The following is a 17,458-nucleotide window of genomic DNA, read 5'->3' as shown; positions in this document are numbered from 1 at the left end:
GTCTTCGGTGAACGCACTCTGGCCACACTGGAGCGTCTTCTGAGCCTGCTGTCGGCCTTTGAGGTCGTGGTATGGATGACGGATGGCTGGCCGCTGTATGAATCACGCCTGAAGGGAAAGCTGCACGTTATCAGCAAGCGTTACACTCAGCGCATTGAGCGACATAATCTGAATCTGAGACAACATCTGGCAAGGCTGGGACGGAAGTCACTGTCGTTCTCAAAATCGGTGGAGCTGCATGACAAGGTCATCGGGCATTATCTGAACATAAAACACTATCAGTAAGTTGGAGTCATTACCGAACATGCAGTCTGACGTAACAGGGATCTTACTGTTTAATGGTTCTCATTTTTTCCAGCTTCTGGAAGGTCCGGAAGAACAGGTTAAAATGATATATCGGGCTATATGCCAGGATCCACGGCACTATAATATTGTTGAGCTGCTGTGCGATTACGCGCCTGCTCGCCGTTTTGGCAAAGCGGGAATGGAATTATTTGATTTGCGCCTGCACGAGCGAGATGACGTTTTACAGGCCGTATTCGACAAAGGCACATCAAAATTTCAGCTAACTTATGATGACAGAGCGCTACAATTTTTTCGTACTTTTGTCCTTGCAACCGAACAATCAACCTATTTCGAGATCCCTGCCGAAGACTCCTGGCTTTTTATCGCTGACGGATCTGATAAAGAACTTGATTCCTGTGCCCTTTCACCAACTATAAACGACCACTTTGCCTTTCATCCTATTGTCGATCCCTTATCGCGGCGGATAATCGCTTTTGAAGCCATTGTGCAAAAAAATGAAGATAGCCCATCAGCCATAGCGGTTGGGCAGCGTAAATACGGGGAAATCTACACAGCGGATCTCAAAAGTAAGGCGCTTGCATTCACGATGGCACACGCACTTGAGCTCGGTGATAAAATGATTTCAATCAATCTATTACCTATGACCCTGGTTAACGAACCTGACGCAGTCTCTTTTTTACTTAATGAAATAAAGGCCAATGCTCTGGTGCCTGAACAAATCATCGTTGAATTTACTGAAAGTGAAGTCATATCTCGGTTTGATGAGTTTGCCGAAGCGATTAAATCGCTAAAGGCTGCTGGTATCAGTGTAGCAATTGATCATTTTGGCGCAGGTTTTGCTGGTTTGTTACTCCTGTCACGCTTCCAGCCTGACAGAATTAAAATCAGTCAGGAATTGATTACCAATGTTCATAAAAGTGGGCCACGGCAGGCAATTATTCAGGCGATCATAAAATGCTGTACATCACTTGAAATTCAAGTCAGTGCTATGGGCGTGGCAACACCAGAAGAGTGGATGTGGCTTGAATCCGCAGGAATTGAGATGTTTCAGGGAGATCTGTTTGCTAAAGCTAAATTGAATGGTATCCCTTCCATAGCGTGGCCAGAGAAAAAATAATTTTCAGCACATTCTTTCACATGATTTCAGTAAATCATCGTGAAAATGAATACGTTACGTTTAAATTTAATCCACATTAAAAATAATGTTTCATCCAATTTAGCTGAAATCTTATTTATACTTTGTACAATTTTAGCGTATATTGTACAAAGTATTATTGGGTCGTGTACAGGCGACGGAGATTTGTGACCGCAAGGAGGAATTGTGGCTTATTACAGCATTGGTGATGTTGCTGAACGTTGCGGGATTAATCCTGTCACTCTCCGGGCCTGGCAACGCCGCTACGGTTTGTTAAAACCACAGCGCAGTGAAGGCGGACACCGACTCTTTGATGAAGAAGACATACAACGCATCGAAGAGATCAAGCGTTGGATAAGTAATGGCGTCCCTGTAGGCAAAGTTAAAGCATTACTGGAAACCACCAGCCAGGATACGGAAGATGACTGGAGCCGCCTGCAAGAAGAGATGATGTCAATTCTTCGCATGGCTAATCCTGCCAAACTACGCGCGAGAATTATTTCACTGGGTCGAGAGTACCCAGTAGATCAATTGATTAATCATGTTTACCTTCCTGTTCGCCAGCGTCTCGTGCTTGATCACAACACCTCCCGCATTATGAGCAGTATGTTTGACGCGCATTAATTGAATACGCAGCAACCTCGCTTTTCGAAATGCGCCGTAAGCCCGGTAAAGAAGCCATTCTGATGGCGTGGAATGTTGAAGAGAGAGCACGATTGTGGCTGGAAGCATGGCGTTTATCATTGTCAGGATGGCACATTTCTGTTCTTGCTGATCCCATTGAATCGCCGCGCCCGGAACTGTTCCCGACGCAAACATTGATTGTCTGGACAGGCATGGCACCAACGAGAAGGCAAAACGAACTTTTACAACACTGGGGTGAGCAAGGTTATAAAGTCATCTTTCATGCCCCCTAATTTCACCTTTATCCCGCCCCTTAGACAGAATGTTATAATCTGAACCCACAACAGCATTTGTACCGGAGCTGATCCGTTGCAAAATGCTCACCGGGAGAATTCAGGTAATCCCTCTATCACACTCTGTACATATCACAGCCAAAGGACAGACCAGATTGAAGTGGTAAAACCGATCGTGCACACTACGCAGTCTCACAACTAACAAGAGGTTATTATCCTGATGGATCAGGTCGTTGTTTTTCAAAAGATGTTTGAGCAAGTGAGAAAAGAGCAAAACTTCTCCTGGTTTTATTCAGAATTAAAACATCACCGTATTGCACATTACATTTATTATCTGGCTACGGATAACATCAGAATTATTACTCACGATGACACGGTTTTGTTATTAAGAGGAACCAGGAACCTGTTAAAAGTTAGTACGACCAAGAACCCTGCTAAAATAAAAGAGGCCGCATTGCTTCATATTTACGGAAAATCTACATTTCGGGAATACTGTTCAACACTGGCAGGCGCGGGCGTTTTCCGTTGGGTTACTGATGTTAATCATAACAAACGCAGTTACTACGCCATTGATAATACGCTTTTATATATTGAAGATGTAGAAAATAATAAACCATTAATCTAGCTAAAGTTGGATGCTTAAGAAATGCTTCATAATTCAGTAAGGCATTAGCATAATGGGAATAAAAGTACAGAGACTATCCCTATGGATGATAAATACTGTCCTTTTATTGCTACCCATAAATAATCACCAGGCCAATACTATCAAATTGATATTTGAAATGTGATCACTTGACTTTCTATTCGTTATTTTATAACGGTTAATATATTTATAAAAACAACGGGTGTGCCATACGCCCGTTTCAATACTTAACGCACATGTGTTTTGGTTTATTCATCATCCAGTTATACGTATTTTAGCCAGGAACAGGTTAAACCTTTCCTATATAACTCAAAAATTGAAACCTTATTCTCATGTCATGTTTATATTCATTATTATCGTTATATAAAAAGGCAACCATAATGTTTAGCAAATTGGCACCAAGTAGCATAAAGGTTATGTTTTAATTACAGGATGTTCAGTCATTTGAATGTATAACATTATAGCTAAACAAATCTAAAACGAAGTGAATAATTTATTGTTTTCACTAAATCTCATTTTGTTTAACATCCATTGAGATTCCTTGCTTTAAATTTTGTTTTATATAAGCAATCGTTTTAATTAATTTATTTTTTGAAGGGGTAATATACTCATATGCAAAATAAAGAAATGAACATCCAAATGAACTATATTAAATACCGTGGGATAAGACATAACAAATGAAGTGGGTAGTAATTGACACGGTAATTCAACCTACATGCGGCATATCTTTTTCAGCCATATGGGGTGATATGAAAATGATCATCTGGTATCAATCTACTATATTTCTTCCTCCTGGAAGTATATTTACACCGGTTAAGCTTGGTATTATCCTTCAGGAAAAAGAATATCCTATTACTATTTATAACATTGCACCATTCAACAAGAATTTATGGAGTTTACTCAAAAGCAGTCAAGAGTGTCCTCCAGGAGAAAGCAAAATAACAAATAAATGTTTACATAATAGTTGCATTATAAAAATATGCTCGATATGCTATTAATAATATCCACATAAATAAAACAACGGGCGTGTTATACGCCCGTTTCAATATTTAACTCATGGAGAGATTACATGTTTTCGATGATCGCTTCACCAAACTCTGAACATTTCAGCAGCTTAGCGCCTTCCATCAGACGTTCAAAGTCATAAGTTACGGTTTTCGCGTTGATAGCACCTTCCATACCTTTAACAATTAAATCAGCCGCTTCAGTCCACCCCATATGGCGCAGCATCATCTCAGCGGAGAGGATGATAGAGCCTGGATTTACTTTGTCCTGACCGGCGTATTTCGGCGCAGTACCGTGGGTGGCTTCAAACAGGGCGCATTCGTCACCGATGTTTGCTCCAGGGGCGATACCGATACCGCCAACCTGCGCTGCCAGGGCGTCAGAAATGTAGTCACCGTTCAGGTTCATACAGGCGATAACATCATATTCAGCCGGACGCAGCAGGATCTGTTGCAGGAATGCATCAGCAATCACGTCTTTAATGACGATCTCTTTGCCGGTGTTCGGGTTTTTAACTTTCAGCCACGGGCCGCCGTCGATCAGTTCACCGCCAAACTCTTCACGCGCCAGCTGGTAGCCCCAGTCTTTAAACGCGCCTTCGGTGAACTTCATGATGTTGCCTTTGTGCACCAGAGTCACAGAGTCACGATCGTTAGCAATTGCGTATTCGATCGCTGCACGAACCAGACGTTTGGTGCCTTCTTCCGAACACGGCTTAATACCGATACCACAATGTTCCGGGAAGCGAATTTTCTTCACCCCCATCTCTTCACGCAGGAATTTAATCACTTTCTCGGCGCCGGCAGAGTCTGCTTTCCATTCGATACCCGCATAAATGTCTTCCGAGTTTTCACGGAAGATAACCATATCGGTCAGTTCAGGGTGTTTAACCGGGCTTGGAGTGCCCTGATAGTAACGTACCGGACGCAGGCAGATGTAGAGATCCAGTTCCTGGCGCAGGGCAACGTTCAGAGAGCGAATACCGCCACCAACAGGAGTGGTCAGCGGACCTTTAATGGCAACGCGATATTCACGAATCAGATCAAGGGTTTCAGCAGGCAGCCAGACATCCTGACCATAAACCTGTGTGGATTTTTCACCGGTGTAAATTTCCATCCAGGAGATTTTACGCTCGCCTTTATAGGCTTTCTCGACTGCAGCGTCGACCACTTTCAGCATGGCTGGGGTTACATCTACACCGATTCCATCACCTTCAATGTAAGGGATAATCGGATTTTCAGGAACGTTGAGTTTGCCGTTTTGCAGGGTGATCTTCTTGCCTTGTGCCGGAACAACTACTTTACTTTCCATTCACCTCTCCTTCGAGCGCTACTGGTTTGCTCGTCTGCCACCACGTTGCATATGCGTTTGCGTCCTGCGATACGGATGCTTTAGAGCAATTTTTTGTTAATGATTTGTAATTGGCTTGTCAATACTACCCTATTGTTTGCCGTCATGAAAGATGCGCGTTATTAGGCTATAATGCGGCAATTCATAATCTCTGAAAATACCATGCAAAAAACTTCTTTTAGAAATCACCTGGTTAAGCGATTCAGCTCGCAACGTTCTACCAGGCGTAAACCTGAAAACCAGCCCACGCGTGTGATCCTGTTCAATAAACCCTACGATGTTCTTCCGCAGTTCACCGATGAAGCCGGACGCAAAACATTAAAAGAATTCATCCCGGTTCAGGGCGTTTATGCAGCAGGTCGTCTTGACCGCGATAGCGAAGGGTTACTGGTGCTGACCAATAACGGCGCGTTGCAGGCGCGTTTAACCCAGCCGGGCAAACGCACCGGGAAAATCTATTATGTGCAGGTGGAAGGTATTCCCACACAAGACGCACTTGAAGCCTTGCGCAATGGCGTAACCTTAAATGATGGCCCTACCCTGCCCGCCGGCGCGGAGCTGGTTGACGAACCAGCGTGGTTATGGCCGCGGAATCCACCAATTCGTGAACGCAAAAGTATTCCCACCAGCTGGCTGAAGATCACCTTATATGAAGGACGTAATCGCCAGGTGCGCCGCATGACCGCCCATGTTGGTTTCCCCACGCTGCGACTGATTCGTTATGCGATGGGTGATTACACTTTGGATAACCTTGCCAATGGCGAATGGCGAGAAGCAACAGAATAAGGATGCACAATGTTTAAACCGCACGTTACCGTTGCTTGCGTAGTGCACGCAGAGGGTAAATTTTTAGTCGTTGAAGAGACGATTAATGGTAAAGCGTTATGGAACCAACCTGCCGGGCATCTGGAAGCCGATGAAACCTTAGTGGAAGCTGCCGCCCGTGAGCTATGGGAAGAAACCGGCATCAGCGCGCAACCGCAACACTTTATTCGTATGCATCAGTGGATTGCGCCAGATAAAACGCCGTTTTTGCGTTTCCTCTTTGCCATTGAGCTTGAGCAAATATGCCCGACCCAGCCTCATGACAGCGATATCGACTGCTGTCGTTGGGTCAGCGCCGAAGAAATTTTAAAGGCGTCAAATCTTCGTTCGCCGCTGGTGGCGGAAAGTATCCGTTGTTATCAAAGCGAGCAACGCTATCCGCTGGAGATGATTGGCGATTTTAACTGGCCTTTTACAAAGGGTGTCATCTAAAAGGCTGCGTGATAGAATACGCCGCCTTGAAGTTCAATGTCGTGAGTGATCCAATGTCTGAAACCGCAAAAAAAGTAATCGTCGGCATGTCCGGCGGTGTCGATTCCTCCGTTTCTGCCTGGCTGTTGCAACAACAGGGATATCAGGTTGAAGGCCTGTTTATGAAGAACTGGGAAGAAGACGACGGTGAGGAATATTGCACAGCGGCAGCGGATCTGGCTGATGCCCAGGCTGTCTGCGACAAGCTCGGCATTGAACTGCACACCGTTAACTTTGCTGCCGAGTACTGGAACAACGTCTTCGAACTGTTCCTTGCCGAATATAAAGCCGGTCGCACGCCGAATCCGGATATTCTGTGCAACAAAGAGATCAAATTTAAAGCTTTCCTCGAATTTGCCGCCGAAGATTTAGGTGCCGATTATATCGCTACCGGTCATTACGTACGTCGGGCCGATGTCGATGGCAAGAGCCGCCTGCTGCGTGGTCTGGACAGCAATAAAGACCAGAGCTACTTCCTTTATACGCTCAGCCATGAGCAGATTGCGCAAAGCCTGTTCCCGGTCGGCGAACTGGAAAAACCGCAGGTGCGTAAGATTGCTGAAGATCTTGGTCTGGTCACCGCGAAGAAAAAAGACTCTACCGGCATTTGCTTCATTGGCGAACGTAAATTCCGCGAGTTCCTGGGCCGTTATCTCCCGGCGCAACCGGGCAAAATCATTACCGTCGATGGCGATGAAATTGGTGAGCACCAGGGGCTGATGTATCACACTCTCGGTCAGCGTAAAGGTCTGGGTATCGGTGGCACCAAAGAAGGCACCGAAGAACCGTGGTATGTGGTGGACAAAGACGTCGAAAACAACATTCTGGTTGTTGCGCAGGGCCATGAACACCCGCGGCTGATGTCTGTCGGGTTGATTGCCCAGCAGTTGCACTGGGTCGATCGCGAACCATTCACCGGTACTATGCGTTGCACGGTAAAAACCCGCTATCGCCAGACCGATATCCCTTGCACCGTCAAGGCGCTGGACGATGATCGCATTGAAGTGATTTTCGATGAACCGGTTGCCGCCGTGACGCCGGGCCAGTCTGCCGTCTTCTATAACGGTGAAGTGTGCCTCGGTGGCGGTATTATTGAGCAGCGTCTGCCGCTGCCGGTCTGATTATTATCTTTACTTAAAACAAGGAAGCAGTGAACGTGGCAAAGAATTACTATGACATCACCCTCGCCCTGGCCGGTATTTGTCAGTCGGCACGCCTGGTGCAACAACTCGCTCACCAGGGGCATTGTGATGCCGATGCGCTACACGTCTCACTCAACAGTATTATTGATATGAACCCCAGCTCGACGCTGGCGGTTTTTGGCGGTAGCGAAGCCAACCTGCGCGTCGGGCTGGAAACCCTGCTCGGCGTGCTCAATGCCAGCAGTCGCCAGGGCTTAAACGCCGAATTAACCCGCTACACACTCAGCTTGATGGTGCTTGAGCGCAAACTCTCCTCAGCGAAAGGCGCGCTCGACACTCTGGGCAACCGGATCAACGGCCTGCAACGCCAGCTCGAACACTTCGATTTACAGTCCGAAACGCTGATGAGCGCGATGGCTGCTATCTATGTTGATGTGATCAGCCCGCTTGGCCCGCGCATTCAGGTCACCGGTTCCCCTGCTGTACTGCAAAGCCCACAAGTGCCGGCGAAAGTTCGCGCAACCCTGCTGGCAGGCATTCGCGCCGCCGTGCTCTGGCACCAGGTCGGCGGCGGACGTCTGCAACTGATGTTTTCTCGTAATCGCCTGACCACTCAGGCAAAACAAATTCTTGCTCATTTAACCCCGGAGTTGTGATCTATGGAATTATCCTCACTGACCGCCGTTTCCCCTGTCGATGGACGCTACGGCGATAAAGTCAGCGCGCTGCGCGGGATTTTCAGCGAATATGGTTTGCTGAAATTCCGTGTACAAGTTGAAGTACGTTGGCTGCAAAAACTGGCCGCGCACGCAGCGATCAAGGAAGTTCCTGCTTTTGCTGCCGACGCAATCGGTTACCTTGATGCAATTGTCGCCAATTTCAGCGAAGAAGATGCCGCACGCATCAAAACCATCGAGCGTACCACTAACCACGACGTTAAAGCGGTTGAGTATTTCCTGAAAGAAAAAGTGGCGGAGATCCCGGAACTGCACGCGGTTTCTGAATTCATCCACTTTGCCTGTACTTCGGAAGATATCAATAACCTCTCCCACGCATTAATGCTGAAAACCGCGCGTGATGAAGTGATCCTGCCGTACTGGCGTCAACTGATTGATGGCATTAAAGATCTCGCCGTTCAGTACCGCGATATCCCGCTGCTGTCTCGTACCCACGGTCAGCCAGCCACGCCGTCAACCATCGGTAAAGAGATGGCAAACGTCGCCTACCGTATGGAGCGCCAGTACCGCCAGCTTAACCAGGTGGAGATCCTCGGCAAAATCAACGGCGCGGTCGGTAACTATAACGCCCACATCGCCGCTTACCCGGAAGTTGACTGGCATCAGTTCAGCGAAGAGTTCGTCACCTCGCTGGGTATTCAGTGGAACCCGTACACTACCCAGATTGAACCGCACGACTACATTGCCGAACTGTTTGATTGCGTTGCGCGCTTCAACACCATTCTGATCGACTTTGACCGTGACGTCTGGGGTTATATCGCCCTTAACCACTTCAAACAGAAAACCATTGCTGGTGAGATTGGTTCTTCCACCATGCCGCATAAAGTTAACCCGATCGACTTCGAGAACTCCGAAGGGAATCTGGGCCTTTCCAACGCGGTATTACAGCATCTGGCAAGCAAACTGCCGGTTTCCCGCTGGCAGCGTGACCTGACCGACTCCACCGTGCTGCGTAACCTCGGCGTGGGTATCGGTTATGCGCTGATTGCGTATCAATCCACCCTGAAAGGCGTGAGCAAACTGGAAGTGAACCGTGACCATCTGCTGGATGAGCTGGATCACAACTGGGAAGTGCTGGCGGAGCCAATCCAGACAGTTATGCGTCGCTATGGCATCGAAAAACCGTACGAGAAGCTGAAAGAGCTGACTCGTGGTAAGCGCGTTGACGCCGAAGGCATGAAGCAGTTTATCGACGGTCTGGCGTTGCCAGAAGAAGAGAAAGCCCGCCTGAAAGCGATGACGCCGGCAAACTACATTGGTCGCGCCATCACCATGGTTGATGAGCTGAAATAAACTCGTATCAGTGCCGGATGGCGATGCTGTCCGGCCTGCTTATTAAGATTATCCGCTTTTTATTTTTTCACTTTACCTCCCCTCCCCGCTGGTTTATTTAATGTTTACCCCCATAACCACATAATCGCGTTACACTATTTTAATAATTAAGACAGGGAGAAATAAAAATGCGCGTACTGGTTGTTGAAGACAATGCGTTGTTACGTCACCACCTTAAAGTTCAGATTCAGGATGCTGGTCATCAGGTCGATGATGCAGAAGATGCCAAAGAAGCCGATTATTATCTCAATGAACATTTACCGGATATTGCGATTGTCGATCTCGGATTGCCAGACGAGGACGGTCTGTCACTGATTCGCCGCTGGCGTAGCAATGATGTTTCACTGCCGATTCTGGTATTAACCGCCCGTGAAAGCTGGCAGGACAAAGTCGAAGTATTAAGTGCTGGTGCTGATGATTACGTGACTAAACCATTTCATATTGAAGAGGTGATGGCGCGAATGCAGGCATTAATGCGGCGTAATAGCGGTCTGGCTTCACAGGTCATTTCGCTACCACCGTTTCAGGTTGATCTCTCTCGCCGTGAATTATCTATTAATGACGAAGTGATCAAACTGACCGCGTTCGAATACACCATTATGGAAACGTTGATACGCAATAATGGCAAAGTGGTGAGCAAAGATTCGTTAATGCTCCAACTCTATCCGGATGCGGAGCTGCGGGAAAGCCATACCATTGATGTACTGATGGGACGTCTGCGCAAAAAAATTCAGGCACAATATCCGCAAGAAGTGATTACTACCGTTCGCGGCCAGGGCTATTTGTTCGAATTGCGCTGATGAAAAAATTACTGCGTCTTTTTTTCCCGCTCTCGCTGCGGGTACGTTTTCTGTTGGCAACGGCTGCGGTAGTACTGGTGCTTTCGCTTGCCTACGGAATGGTCGCGCTGATCGGTTATAGCGTCAGTTTCGATAAAACTACGTTTCGGCTGTTACGTGGCGAGAGCAATCTGTTCTATACCCTTGCGAAGTGGGAAAACAATAAGTTGCATGTCGAGTTACCCGAAAATATCGACAAGCAAAGCCCCACCATGACGCTAATTTATGATGAGAACGGGCAGCTTTTATGGGCGCAACGTGACGTGCCCTGGCTGATGAAGATGATCCAGCCTGACTGGCTGAAATCGAATGGTTTTCATGAAATTGAAGCGGATGTTAACGATACCAGCCTCTTGCTGAGTGGAGATCATTCGATACAGCAACAGTTGCAGGAAGTGCGGGAAGATGATGACGACGCGGAGATGACCCACTCGGTGGCAGTAAACGTCTACCCGGCAACATCGCGGATGCCAAAATTAACCATTGTGGTGGTGGATACCATTCCGGTGGAGCTAAAAAGTTCCTATATGGTCTGGAGCTGGTTTATCTATGTGCTCTCAGCCAATCTGCTGTTAGTGATCCCGCTGCTGTGGGTCGCCGCCTGGTGGAGTTTACGCCCCATCGAAGCCCTGGCAAAAGAAGTCCGCGAACTGGAAGAACATAACCGCGAATTGCTCAATCCAGCCACAACGCGAGAACTGACCAGTCTGGTACGAAACCTGAACCGATTGTTAAAAAGTGAACGCGAACGTTACGACAAATACCGTACGACGCTCACCGACCTGACCCATAGTCTGAAAACGCCACTGGCGGTGCTGCAAAGTACGCTGCGTTCTCTGCGTAGTGAAAAGATGAGCGTCAGTGATGCTGAGCCGGTAATGCTGGAGCAAATCAGCCGCATTTCACAGCAAATTGGCTACTACCTGCATCGTGCCAGTATGCGCGGCGGGACATTGCTCAGCCGCGAGCTGCATCCGGTCGCCCCACTGCTGGACAATCTCACCTCAGCGCTGAACAAAGTGTATCAACGCAAAGGGGTCAATATCTCTCTCGATATTTCGCCAGAGATCAGCTTTGTCGGTGAGCAGAACGATTTTGTCGAGGTGATGGGCAACGTGCTGGATAATGCCTGTAAATATTGCCTCGAGTTTGTCGAAATTTCTGCAAGGCAAACCGACGAGCATCTCTATATTGTGGTCGAGGATGATGGCCCCGGTATTCCATTAAGCAAGCGAGAGGTCATTTTCGACCGTGGTCAACGGGTTGATACTTTACGCCCTGGGCAAGGTGTAGGGCTGGCGGTAGCCCGCGAAATCACCGAGCAATATGAGGGTAAAATCGTCGCCGGAGAGAGCATGCTGGGCGGTGCGCGGATGGAGGTGATTTTTGGTCGCCAGCATTCTGCGCCGAAAGATGAATAAATATGTCCATACTTCACGCATTACGTTAAGCATCCGTTATAATCGGTTGCAGATACCAGCCTGTGGATGCTTAACATGGAATACCAACTCACTCTTAACTGGCCCGATTTTCTTGAACGTCACTGGCAGAAACGCCCGGTGGTGTTAAAACGCGGCTTTAATAATTTTATTGACCCGATCTCTCCAGACGAGTTGGCGGGTCTGGCGATGGAAAGCGAAGTTGACAGTCGACTGGTCAGTCACCAGGATGGCAAATGGCAGGTCAGCCACGGCCCGTTCGAAAGCTACGATCATCTCGGTGAAACCAACTGGTCATTACTGGTACAGGCAGTGAACCACTGGCATGAGCCGACCGCCGCGCTGATGCGACCGTTCCGTGAACTACCGGACTGGCGTATTGATGATCTGATGATTTCTTTTTCTGTACCTGGCGGCGGCGTCGGCCCGCATCTCGATCAGTACGACGTGTTTATCATTCAGGGTACCGGACGTCGTCGCTGGCGAGTGGGCGAAAAGCTGCAAATGAAACAGCACTGCCCACATCCGGATCTGTTACAGGTCGATCCGTTCGAAGCCATCATCGATGAAGAGCTGGAGCCTGGTGATATTCTTTATATTCCGCCAGGATTCCCGCATGAAGGCTACGCGCTGGAAAATGCGATGAACTATTCCGTGGGCTTTCGCGCGCCAAATACGCGGGAACTGATTAGTGGATTTGCCGATTATGTGCTGCAACGTGAACTGGGCGGCAACTACTACAGCGATCCTGATGTTCCACCTCGCGCTCATCCTGCGGATGTTCTGCCTCAAGAGATGGATAAACTGCGTGAGATGATGCTCGAATTGATCAACCAGCCGGAACACTTTAAGCAATGGTTTGGCGAGTTTATATCCCAGTCACGTCATGAACTGGATATCGCGCCGCCGGAACCGCCTTATCAGCCAGATGAAATCTACGATGCGCTGAAACAAGGTGATGTGCTGGTGCGCCTGGGTGGTCTGCGCGTATTGCGCATTGGCGACGACGTGTATGCCAATGGTGAGAAGATCGATTCCCCGCACCGTCCGGCACTGGATGCACTCGCCAGCAACATTGCGCTGACTGCGGAGAATTTTGGCGATGCGCTGGAAGATCCGTCATTCCTCGCGATGCTCGCGGCGCTGGTCAATAGCGGGTATTGGTTCTTCGAAGGGTAAGTTTGGATTTAAGCCGGATGCGGCATCACATGCCGCATCCCTTTTCGCTTACTTCCGTTGCGCCGTTAACTCGGCAATACGGACGATCACCTGCACCGCTTTTTCCATACCTTCCAGAGTCACAAACTCATGCTTACCATGATAGTTGTAACCGCCAGTGAACAAGTTCGGGCACGGTAATCCCATAAACGACAACTGCGCGCCGTCGGTACCGCCGCGGATCGGTTTCAGTTCCGGTTCAATATCGCAGTCACGCATCGCCTGCTGGGCGATATCGAGAATATGCGGATGCTCAACCACTTTCTCGCGCATATTGTAGTAACTGTCTTCAATCACCAGTTCAATGTAGCAATCAGGATGTAACCCTTTGCCCACTTTTTTGGCGATCTCCATCATTTTACATTTACGCGCTTCAAACTGTTTACGGTCGAAATCACGGATGATGTAGTGCATATCGGCCCGTTCAACGGTGCCTTTCATGCCCGCCAGGTGATAGAAACCTTCATAGCCTTCTGTCATTTCCGGGCTTTCATCCGCCGGAACTTCCGCATGAATACGTGCCGCCAGCGACAGCGCATTTACCATCACTCCTTTCGCCGTGCCCGGATGAACATTGTTACCGACAATTTTGATATTGACCGATGCGGCGTTGAAGTTTTCAAACTCCAGTTCGCCTACGCCACCACCGTCAACAGTGTAAGCCCAGCGGGCATCGAAGGCATCAACATCAAAATGTTTCGCCCCTTTGCCCACTTCTTCATCCGGGGTAAAGGCGACGCGAATATCACCATGCGGAATGTTTTTCTGTTGCAATACCGCCAGCGCGGTCATGATTTCTGCAATACCTGCTTTGTCATCGGCACCTAACAAGGTTTTACCATCGGTGGTAATCAACGTCTGACCCAGTAGCTGATGCAGCACCGGGAACATAACCGGTGATAAAACTTCATCGCCGATACCCAGCGCAATATCGCCACCGCGATAGTTTTCAACAATTTGCGGATTAACATTTTTGCCGCTGCAATCCGGTGAGGTATCCACATGAGAAATAAAGCCAATCGCCGGGATATCGCCAGGGACGTTAGCCGGTAACGTCGCCATCAAAGTGCCCTTCTCACTTAAGGTCACATTGATAAGCCCCATTTCTTCGAGCTGCTCTTTCAGCAGATGCAATAACTTCCATTGGCCTTCCGTGCTGGGAACCTGTCTCACCCCTGCTTTTGATTGGGTATCCAGAGACACGTAGTTCAAAAATCGCTCAAGTAGTTTATCCATGTAGTCACCCTCACTTTTTGTGACAACATTATTAAGAAGCAAGAAAAGACAAATATTGCGTCAGGTCACTTTTACCCCTGCAAGCGGGAATATTTATCAGCATTACCTTAATGAATATAAAGCTAAGCCAGTAATTCACAACAAAGATTGGCGATTCAAGCGGTTTGCCGTAGAATTACCGCCCTCATTAAGAGTCACCAAGGTGGTTAACCACAAACCCCGCATCGGTAAGCCATCCGTTGCGTTTACATGGGACAGAGTAAAAAATTGAATAAACAACCGAGTTCGCTTTCACCGCTGGTGCAATTGGCGGGAATTCGCAAATGCTTTGATGGTAAAGAGGTCATTCCCCAGCTGGATCTGACTATCAACAATGGCGAGTTCCTCACGCTGCTTGGCCCTTCTGGCTGCGGTAAAACAACCGTTCTTCGCCTGATTGCAGGTCTGGAAACTGTTGATTCCGGACGCATCATGCTGGATAACGAGGACATCACCCACGTTCCGGCGGAAAACCGCTATGTGAACACTGTTTTCCAAAGCTACGCACTTTTCCCCCACATGACCGTGTTCGAAAATGTGGCCTTTGGGTTGCGCATGCAAAAAACCCCCGCTGCTGAAATTACGCCCCGCGTGATGGAAGCCCTGCGGATGGTGCAACTGGAAACCTTCGCTCAACGTAAACCGCATCAGCTCTCTGGTGGTCAACAGCAACGCGTCGCCATTGCTCGCGCGGTGGTTAACAAGCCTCGTCTGTTGTTGCTGGATGAGTCGCTCTCAGCGCTGGATTACAAACTGCGTAAGCAAATGCAGAACGAGCTGAAAGCGTTACAGCGTAAGCTTGGCATTACATTCGTCTTCGTGACTCACGACCAGGAAGAAGCACTCACCATGTCAGACAGGATTGTGGTGATGCGCGAGGGTCGCATTGAGCAAGACGGCACGCCGCGTGAAATCTACGAAGAGCCGAAAAACCTGTTTGTTGCCGGCTTCATTGGCGAAATTAATATGTTTAACGCCACGGTGATCGAGCGACTCGACGAGCAGCGCGTACGCGCCAACGTTGAAGGCCGCGAATGTAATATCTACGTTAACTTCGCCGTTGAACCGGGGCAAAAACTGCATGTTCTGCTGCGCCCGGAAGACTTACGTGTTGAAGAGATTAACGACGACAACCACGCTGAAGGGCTGATTGGTTACGTTCGTGAGCGTAACTACAAAGGCATGACGCTGGAGTCGGTTGTTGAACTGGAAAATGGCAAGATGGTGATGGTCAGCGAATTCTTCAATGAAGACGATCCTGACTTTGACCACTCTCTCGACCAAAAAATGGCCATTAATTGGGTAGAAAGCTGGGAGGTCGTACTGGCTGATGAAGAACACAAGTAAGTTCCAGAATGTAGTGATTGTCACTATTGTCGGTTGGCTTGTGTTGTTTGTCTTTCTGCCCAACCTGATGATCATTGGCACCAGCTTTTTGACCCGCGACGACGCCAGTTTCGTCAAAATGGTCTTGACGCTGGATAACTACACGCGTCTGCTCGATCCGCTCTATTTTGAAGTGCTATTGCACTCGCTGAATATGGCGCTGATCGCCACCCTCGCCTGCCTGGTGCTGGGCTATCCATTTGCCTGGTTTCTGGCGAAGCTGCCACACAAGGTGCGTCCGCTGCTGCTGTTTCTGCTGATTGTTCCGTTCTGGACCAACTCATTGATTCGTATCTACGGGCTGAAAATTTTCCTCAGCACCAAAGGCTATCTCAACGAGTTTTTGCTCTGGCTGGGCGTTATCGACACACCAATCCGTATCATGTTCACGCCCAGTGCGGTGATTATCGGTCTGGTTTACATTCTGCTGCCGTTTATGGTGATGCCGCTGTACTCCAGTATCGAAAAACTGGATAAGCCGTTGCTTGAGGCGGCGCGCGATCTCGGTGCCAGCAAGTTACAGACTTTTATCCGCATCATTATTCCACTGACGATGCCGGGGATTATTGCCGGATGTCTGCTGGTGATGCTGCCAGCGATGGGCCTGTTCTATGTGTCCGACCTGATGGGCGGTGCGAAAAACCTGCTGATCGGTAACGTCATCAAGGTACAGTTCCTCAATATTCGTGACTGGCCGTTTGGTGCAGCCACCAGCATTACGCTGACTATCGTAATGGGCCTGATGTTGCTGGTTTACTGGCGCGCTTCTCGTTTGCTGAATAAGAAGGTGAGCGAATTAGATGATTAATCATTTATATTCAATGCATTAAGTTTGTTTTTGAGTGGTTTTGCCGTTTAAGGTAACGGCGTTATAGATCCTATCAAAATCAATCAATTCCATTCTGGTTTTGGAGAAAGATTTTTCGAGAGCTTCGGTCTTTAACTAAAACTGATTGCGTATAACCCCAATACCCCTCCCCGACTATCTGAATGGTCGGGGAGGCACTTCACGCACAAAATATCATCCCTGCGCCGTTGATTACTCTGCAGGTGAAGTCGGCCACTCAATATCAGGTGCAGTTGATGTATCAACACGGTTCAGCAACACCTGAAGTGGCACACTGAATTTGGCCACCTGAACAGAGGTGATATGCTCACCTCAGAACAACACAGGTGCTCCAATGAAAAAAAGAAATTTTAGCGCAGAGTTTAAACGCGAATCCGCTCAACTGGTTGTTGACCAGAAATACACGGTGGCAGATGCCGCCAAAGCTATGGATGTTGGCCTTTCCACAATGACAAGATGGGTCAAACAACTGCGTGATGAGCGTCAGGGCAAAACACCAAAAGCCTCTCCGATAACACCAGAACAAATCGAAATACGTAAGCTGAGGAAAAAGCTACAACGCATTGAAATGGAGAATGAAATATTAAAAAA

General features: G+C 48.3%; 18 protein-coding genes and 3 pseudogenes. 18 read left to right on the top strand and 3 right to left on the bottom strand.

Translation table 11 applies throughout. The features are described from left to right. The 7 genes and pseudogenes from BFF42_RS23985 to iraM form a co-directional block, all read left to right on the top strand. Positions 1-285: pseudogene (locus BFF42_RS23985) on the top strand (IS1-like element IS1X2 family transposase); the annotation flags it as partial. Between the two features lie 16 nt (positions 286-301). Next, positions 302-1,423, top strand: a pseudogene (gene bluF, locus BFF42_RS23980) (blue light-responsive regulator BluF); the annotation flags it as partial. 204 nt (positions 1,424-1,627) lie between these two features. Further along, positions 1,628-2,358 (top strand): annotated as a pseudogene (gene bluR / locus BFF42_RS23975) (DNA-binding transcriptional repressor BluR). A gap of 220 nt (positions 2,359-2,578) precedes the next feature. Continuing rightward, on the top strand, positions 2,579-2,983 hold the full coding sequence (locus BFF42_RS23970; protein ID WP_000373106.1) for a DUF1398 domain-containing protein: 405 nt from the start codon (positions 2,579-2,581) through the stop codon (positions 2,981-2,983). A gap of 52 nt (positions 2,984-3,035) precedes the next feature. After that, the gene (ymgL, locus tag BFF42_RS23965; protein ID WP_032143442.1) at positions 3,036-3,146 is read left to right on the top strand and encodes a protein YmgL; all 111 of its coding nucleotides are present in this window, start codon (positions 3,036-3,038) and stop codon (positions 3,144-3,146) included. Positions 3,147-3,381: 235 nt separating this feature from the next. Further along, positions 3,382-3,426 (top strand): hypothetical protein, encoded by a 45-nt coding sequence (locus BFF42_RS27420; RefSeq protein ID WP_194050171.1) that lies wholly within the window; start codon positions 3,382-3,384, stop codon positions 3,424-3,426. Positions 3,427-3,678: 252 nt separating this feature from the next. After that, the gene (gene iraM, locus BFF42_RS23960; protein WP_032335708.1) at positions 3,679-3,999 is read left to right on the top strand and encodes an anti-adapter protein IraM; all 321 of its coding nucleotides are present in this window, start codon (positions 3,679-3,681) and stop codon (positions 3,997-3,999) included. Between the two features lie 67 nt (positions 4,000-4,066). Here the strand turns inward: iraM and icd are convergent, their stop codons facing one another. Beyond that, positions 4,067-5,317 (bottom strand): NADP-dependent isocitrate dehydrogenase, encoded by a 1,251-nt coding sequence (icd, locus tag BFF42_RS23955; protein ID WP_146759075.1) that lies wholly within the window; start codon positions 5,315-5,317, stop codon positions 4,067-4,069. 171 nt (positions 5,318-5,488) lie between these two features. Between icd and rluE the strand changes: the two genes are divergently transcribed. The 8 genes from rluE to roxA all read left to right on the top strand — a co-directional run bounded on the left by rluE (position 5,489) and on the right by roxA (position 13,320). Then, positions 5,489-6,142 carry a 23S rRNA pseudouridine(2457) synthase RluE gene (gene rluE, locus BFF42_RS23950; RefSeq protein WP_001248665.1) on the top strand — a complete coding sequence of 218 codons (654 nt, stop codon included), beginning with the start codon at positions 5,489-5,491 and terminating at the stop codon, positions 6,140-6,142. Between the two features lie 9 nt (positions 6,143-6,151). Continuing rightward, a complete protein-coding gene (nudJ, locus tag BFF42_RS23945; RefSeq protein WP_000476088.1) occupies positions 6,152-6,613 on the top strand; it encodes a phosphatase NudJ in 462 nt (153 codons plus the stop codon). Between the two features lie 53 nt (positions 6,614-6,666). Next, positions 6,667-7,773, top strand: coding sequence for a tRNA 2-thiouridine(34) synthase MnmA (gene mnmA, locus BFF42_RS23940; RefSeq protein ID WP_001378857.1), 1,107 nt, complete (start codon positions 6,667-6,669; stop codon positions 7,771-7,773). A gap of 35 nt (positions 7,774-7,808) precedes the next feature. Further along, positions 7,809-8,450: a high frequency lysogenization protein HflD gene (gene hflD, locus BFF42_RS23935; protein ID WP_004984576.1), complete on the top strand. Its 642-nt coding sequence runs from the start codon at positions 7,809-7,811 to the stop codon at positions 8,448-8,450. A gap of 3 nt (positions 8,451-8,453) precedes the next feature. After that, positions 8,454-9,824, top strand: a complete 1,371-nt coding sequence (purB, locus tag BFF42_RS23930) for an adenylosuccinate lyase (protein ID WP_000423729.1) — start codon at positions 8,454-8,456, stop codon at positions 9,822-9,824. Positions 9,825-9,991: 167 nt separating this feature from the next. Further along, positions 9,992-10,663: a two-component system response regulator PhoP gene (gene phoP / locus BFF42_RS23925; RefSeq protein WP_001265481.1), complete on the top strand. Its 672-nt coding sequence runs from the start codon at positions 9,992-9,994 to the stop codon at positions 10,661-10,663. After that, positions 10,663-12,123, top strand: a complete 1,461-nt coding sequence (phoQ, locus tag BFF42_RS23920) for a two-component system sensor histidine kinase PhoQ (protein WP_000735412.1) — start codon at positions 10,663-10,665, stop codon at positions 12,121-12,123. The genes phoP and phoQ overlap by 1 nt, the downstream gene beginning before the upstream one ends. Before the next feature lie 75 nt (positions 12,124-12,198). Beyond that, positions 12,199-13,320: a [50S ribosomal protein L16]-arginine 3-hydroxylase gene (roxA, locus tag BFF42_RS23915; RefSeq protein WP_001295435.1), complete on the top strand. Its 1,122-nt coding sequence runs from the start codon at positions 12,199-12,201 to the stop codon at positions 13,318-13,320. Positions 13,321-13,368: 48 nt separating this feature from the next. On the opposite strand, the gene pepT is transcribed toward roxA, so the two are convergent. Next, positions 13,369-14,595: a peptidase T gene (pepT, locus tag BFF42_RS23910; protein WP_000359437.1), complete on the bottom strand. Its 1,227-nt coding sequence runs from the start codon at positions 14,593-14,595 to the stop codon at positions 13,369-13,371. Between the two features lie 249 nt (positions 14,596-14,844). Between pepT and potA the strand changes: the two genes are divergently transcribed. Further along, positions 14,845-15,981, top strand: coding sequence for a spermidine/putrescine ABC transporter ATP-binding protein PotA (gene potA / locus BFF42_RS23905; RefSeq protein ID WP_000531601.1), 1,137 nt, complete (start codon positions 14,845-14,847; stop codon positions 15,979-15,981). Further along, complete coding sequence (potB, locus tag BFF42_RS23900; protein WP_000799419.1) at positions 15,965-16,828, top strand: spermidine/putrescine ABC transporter permease PotB; 864 nt, start codon at positions 15,965-15,967, stop codon at positions 16,826-16,828. Before potA ends, potB begins: the two co-directional genes overlap by 17 nt. A gap of 231 nt (positions 16,829-17,059) precedes the next feature. Here the strand turns inward: potB and BFF42_RS23895 are convergent, their stop codons facing one another. Continuing rightward, entirely contained in the window at positions 17,060-17,128 is a 69-nt protein-coding gene (locus BFF42_RS23895; RefSeq protein ID WP_226342179.1) for a tail fiber assembly protein, read from the bottom strand. 73 nt (positions 17,129-17,201) lie between these two features. Here BFF42_RS23895 and BFF42_RS23890 point away from each other — a divergent pair. Further along, positions 17,202-17,458, top strand: a 257-nt coding sequence (locus tag BFF42_RS23890) for an IS3 family transposase (RefSeq protein ID WP_033555117.1), incomplete at its 3' end; no start/stop codon positions are given.

Origin of the sequence: Shigella sp. FC1661 (assembly GCF_001712525.1) — a bacterium.
GTDB lineage: Bacteria > Pseudomonadota > Gammaproteobacteria > Enterobacterales > Enterobacteriaceae > Escherichia > Escherichia coli.
Note: the sequence above shows the minus strand (reverse complement) of the source record. Positions and strands in the feature narration are given on the sequence as shown.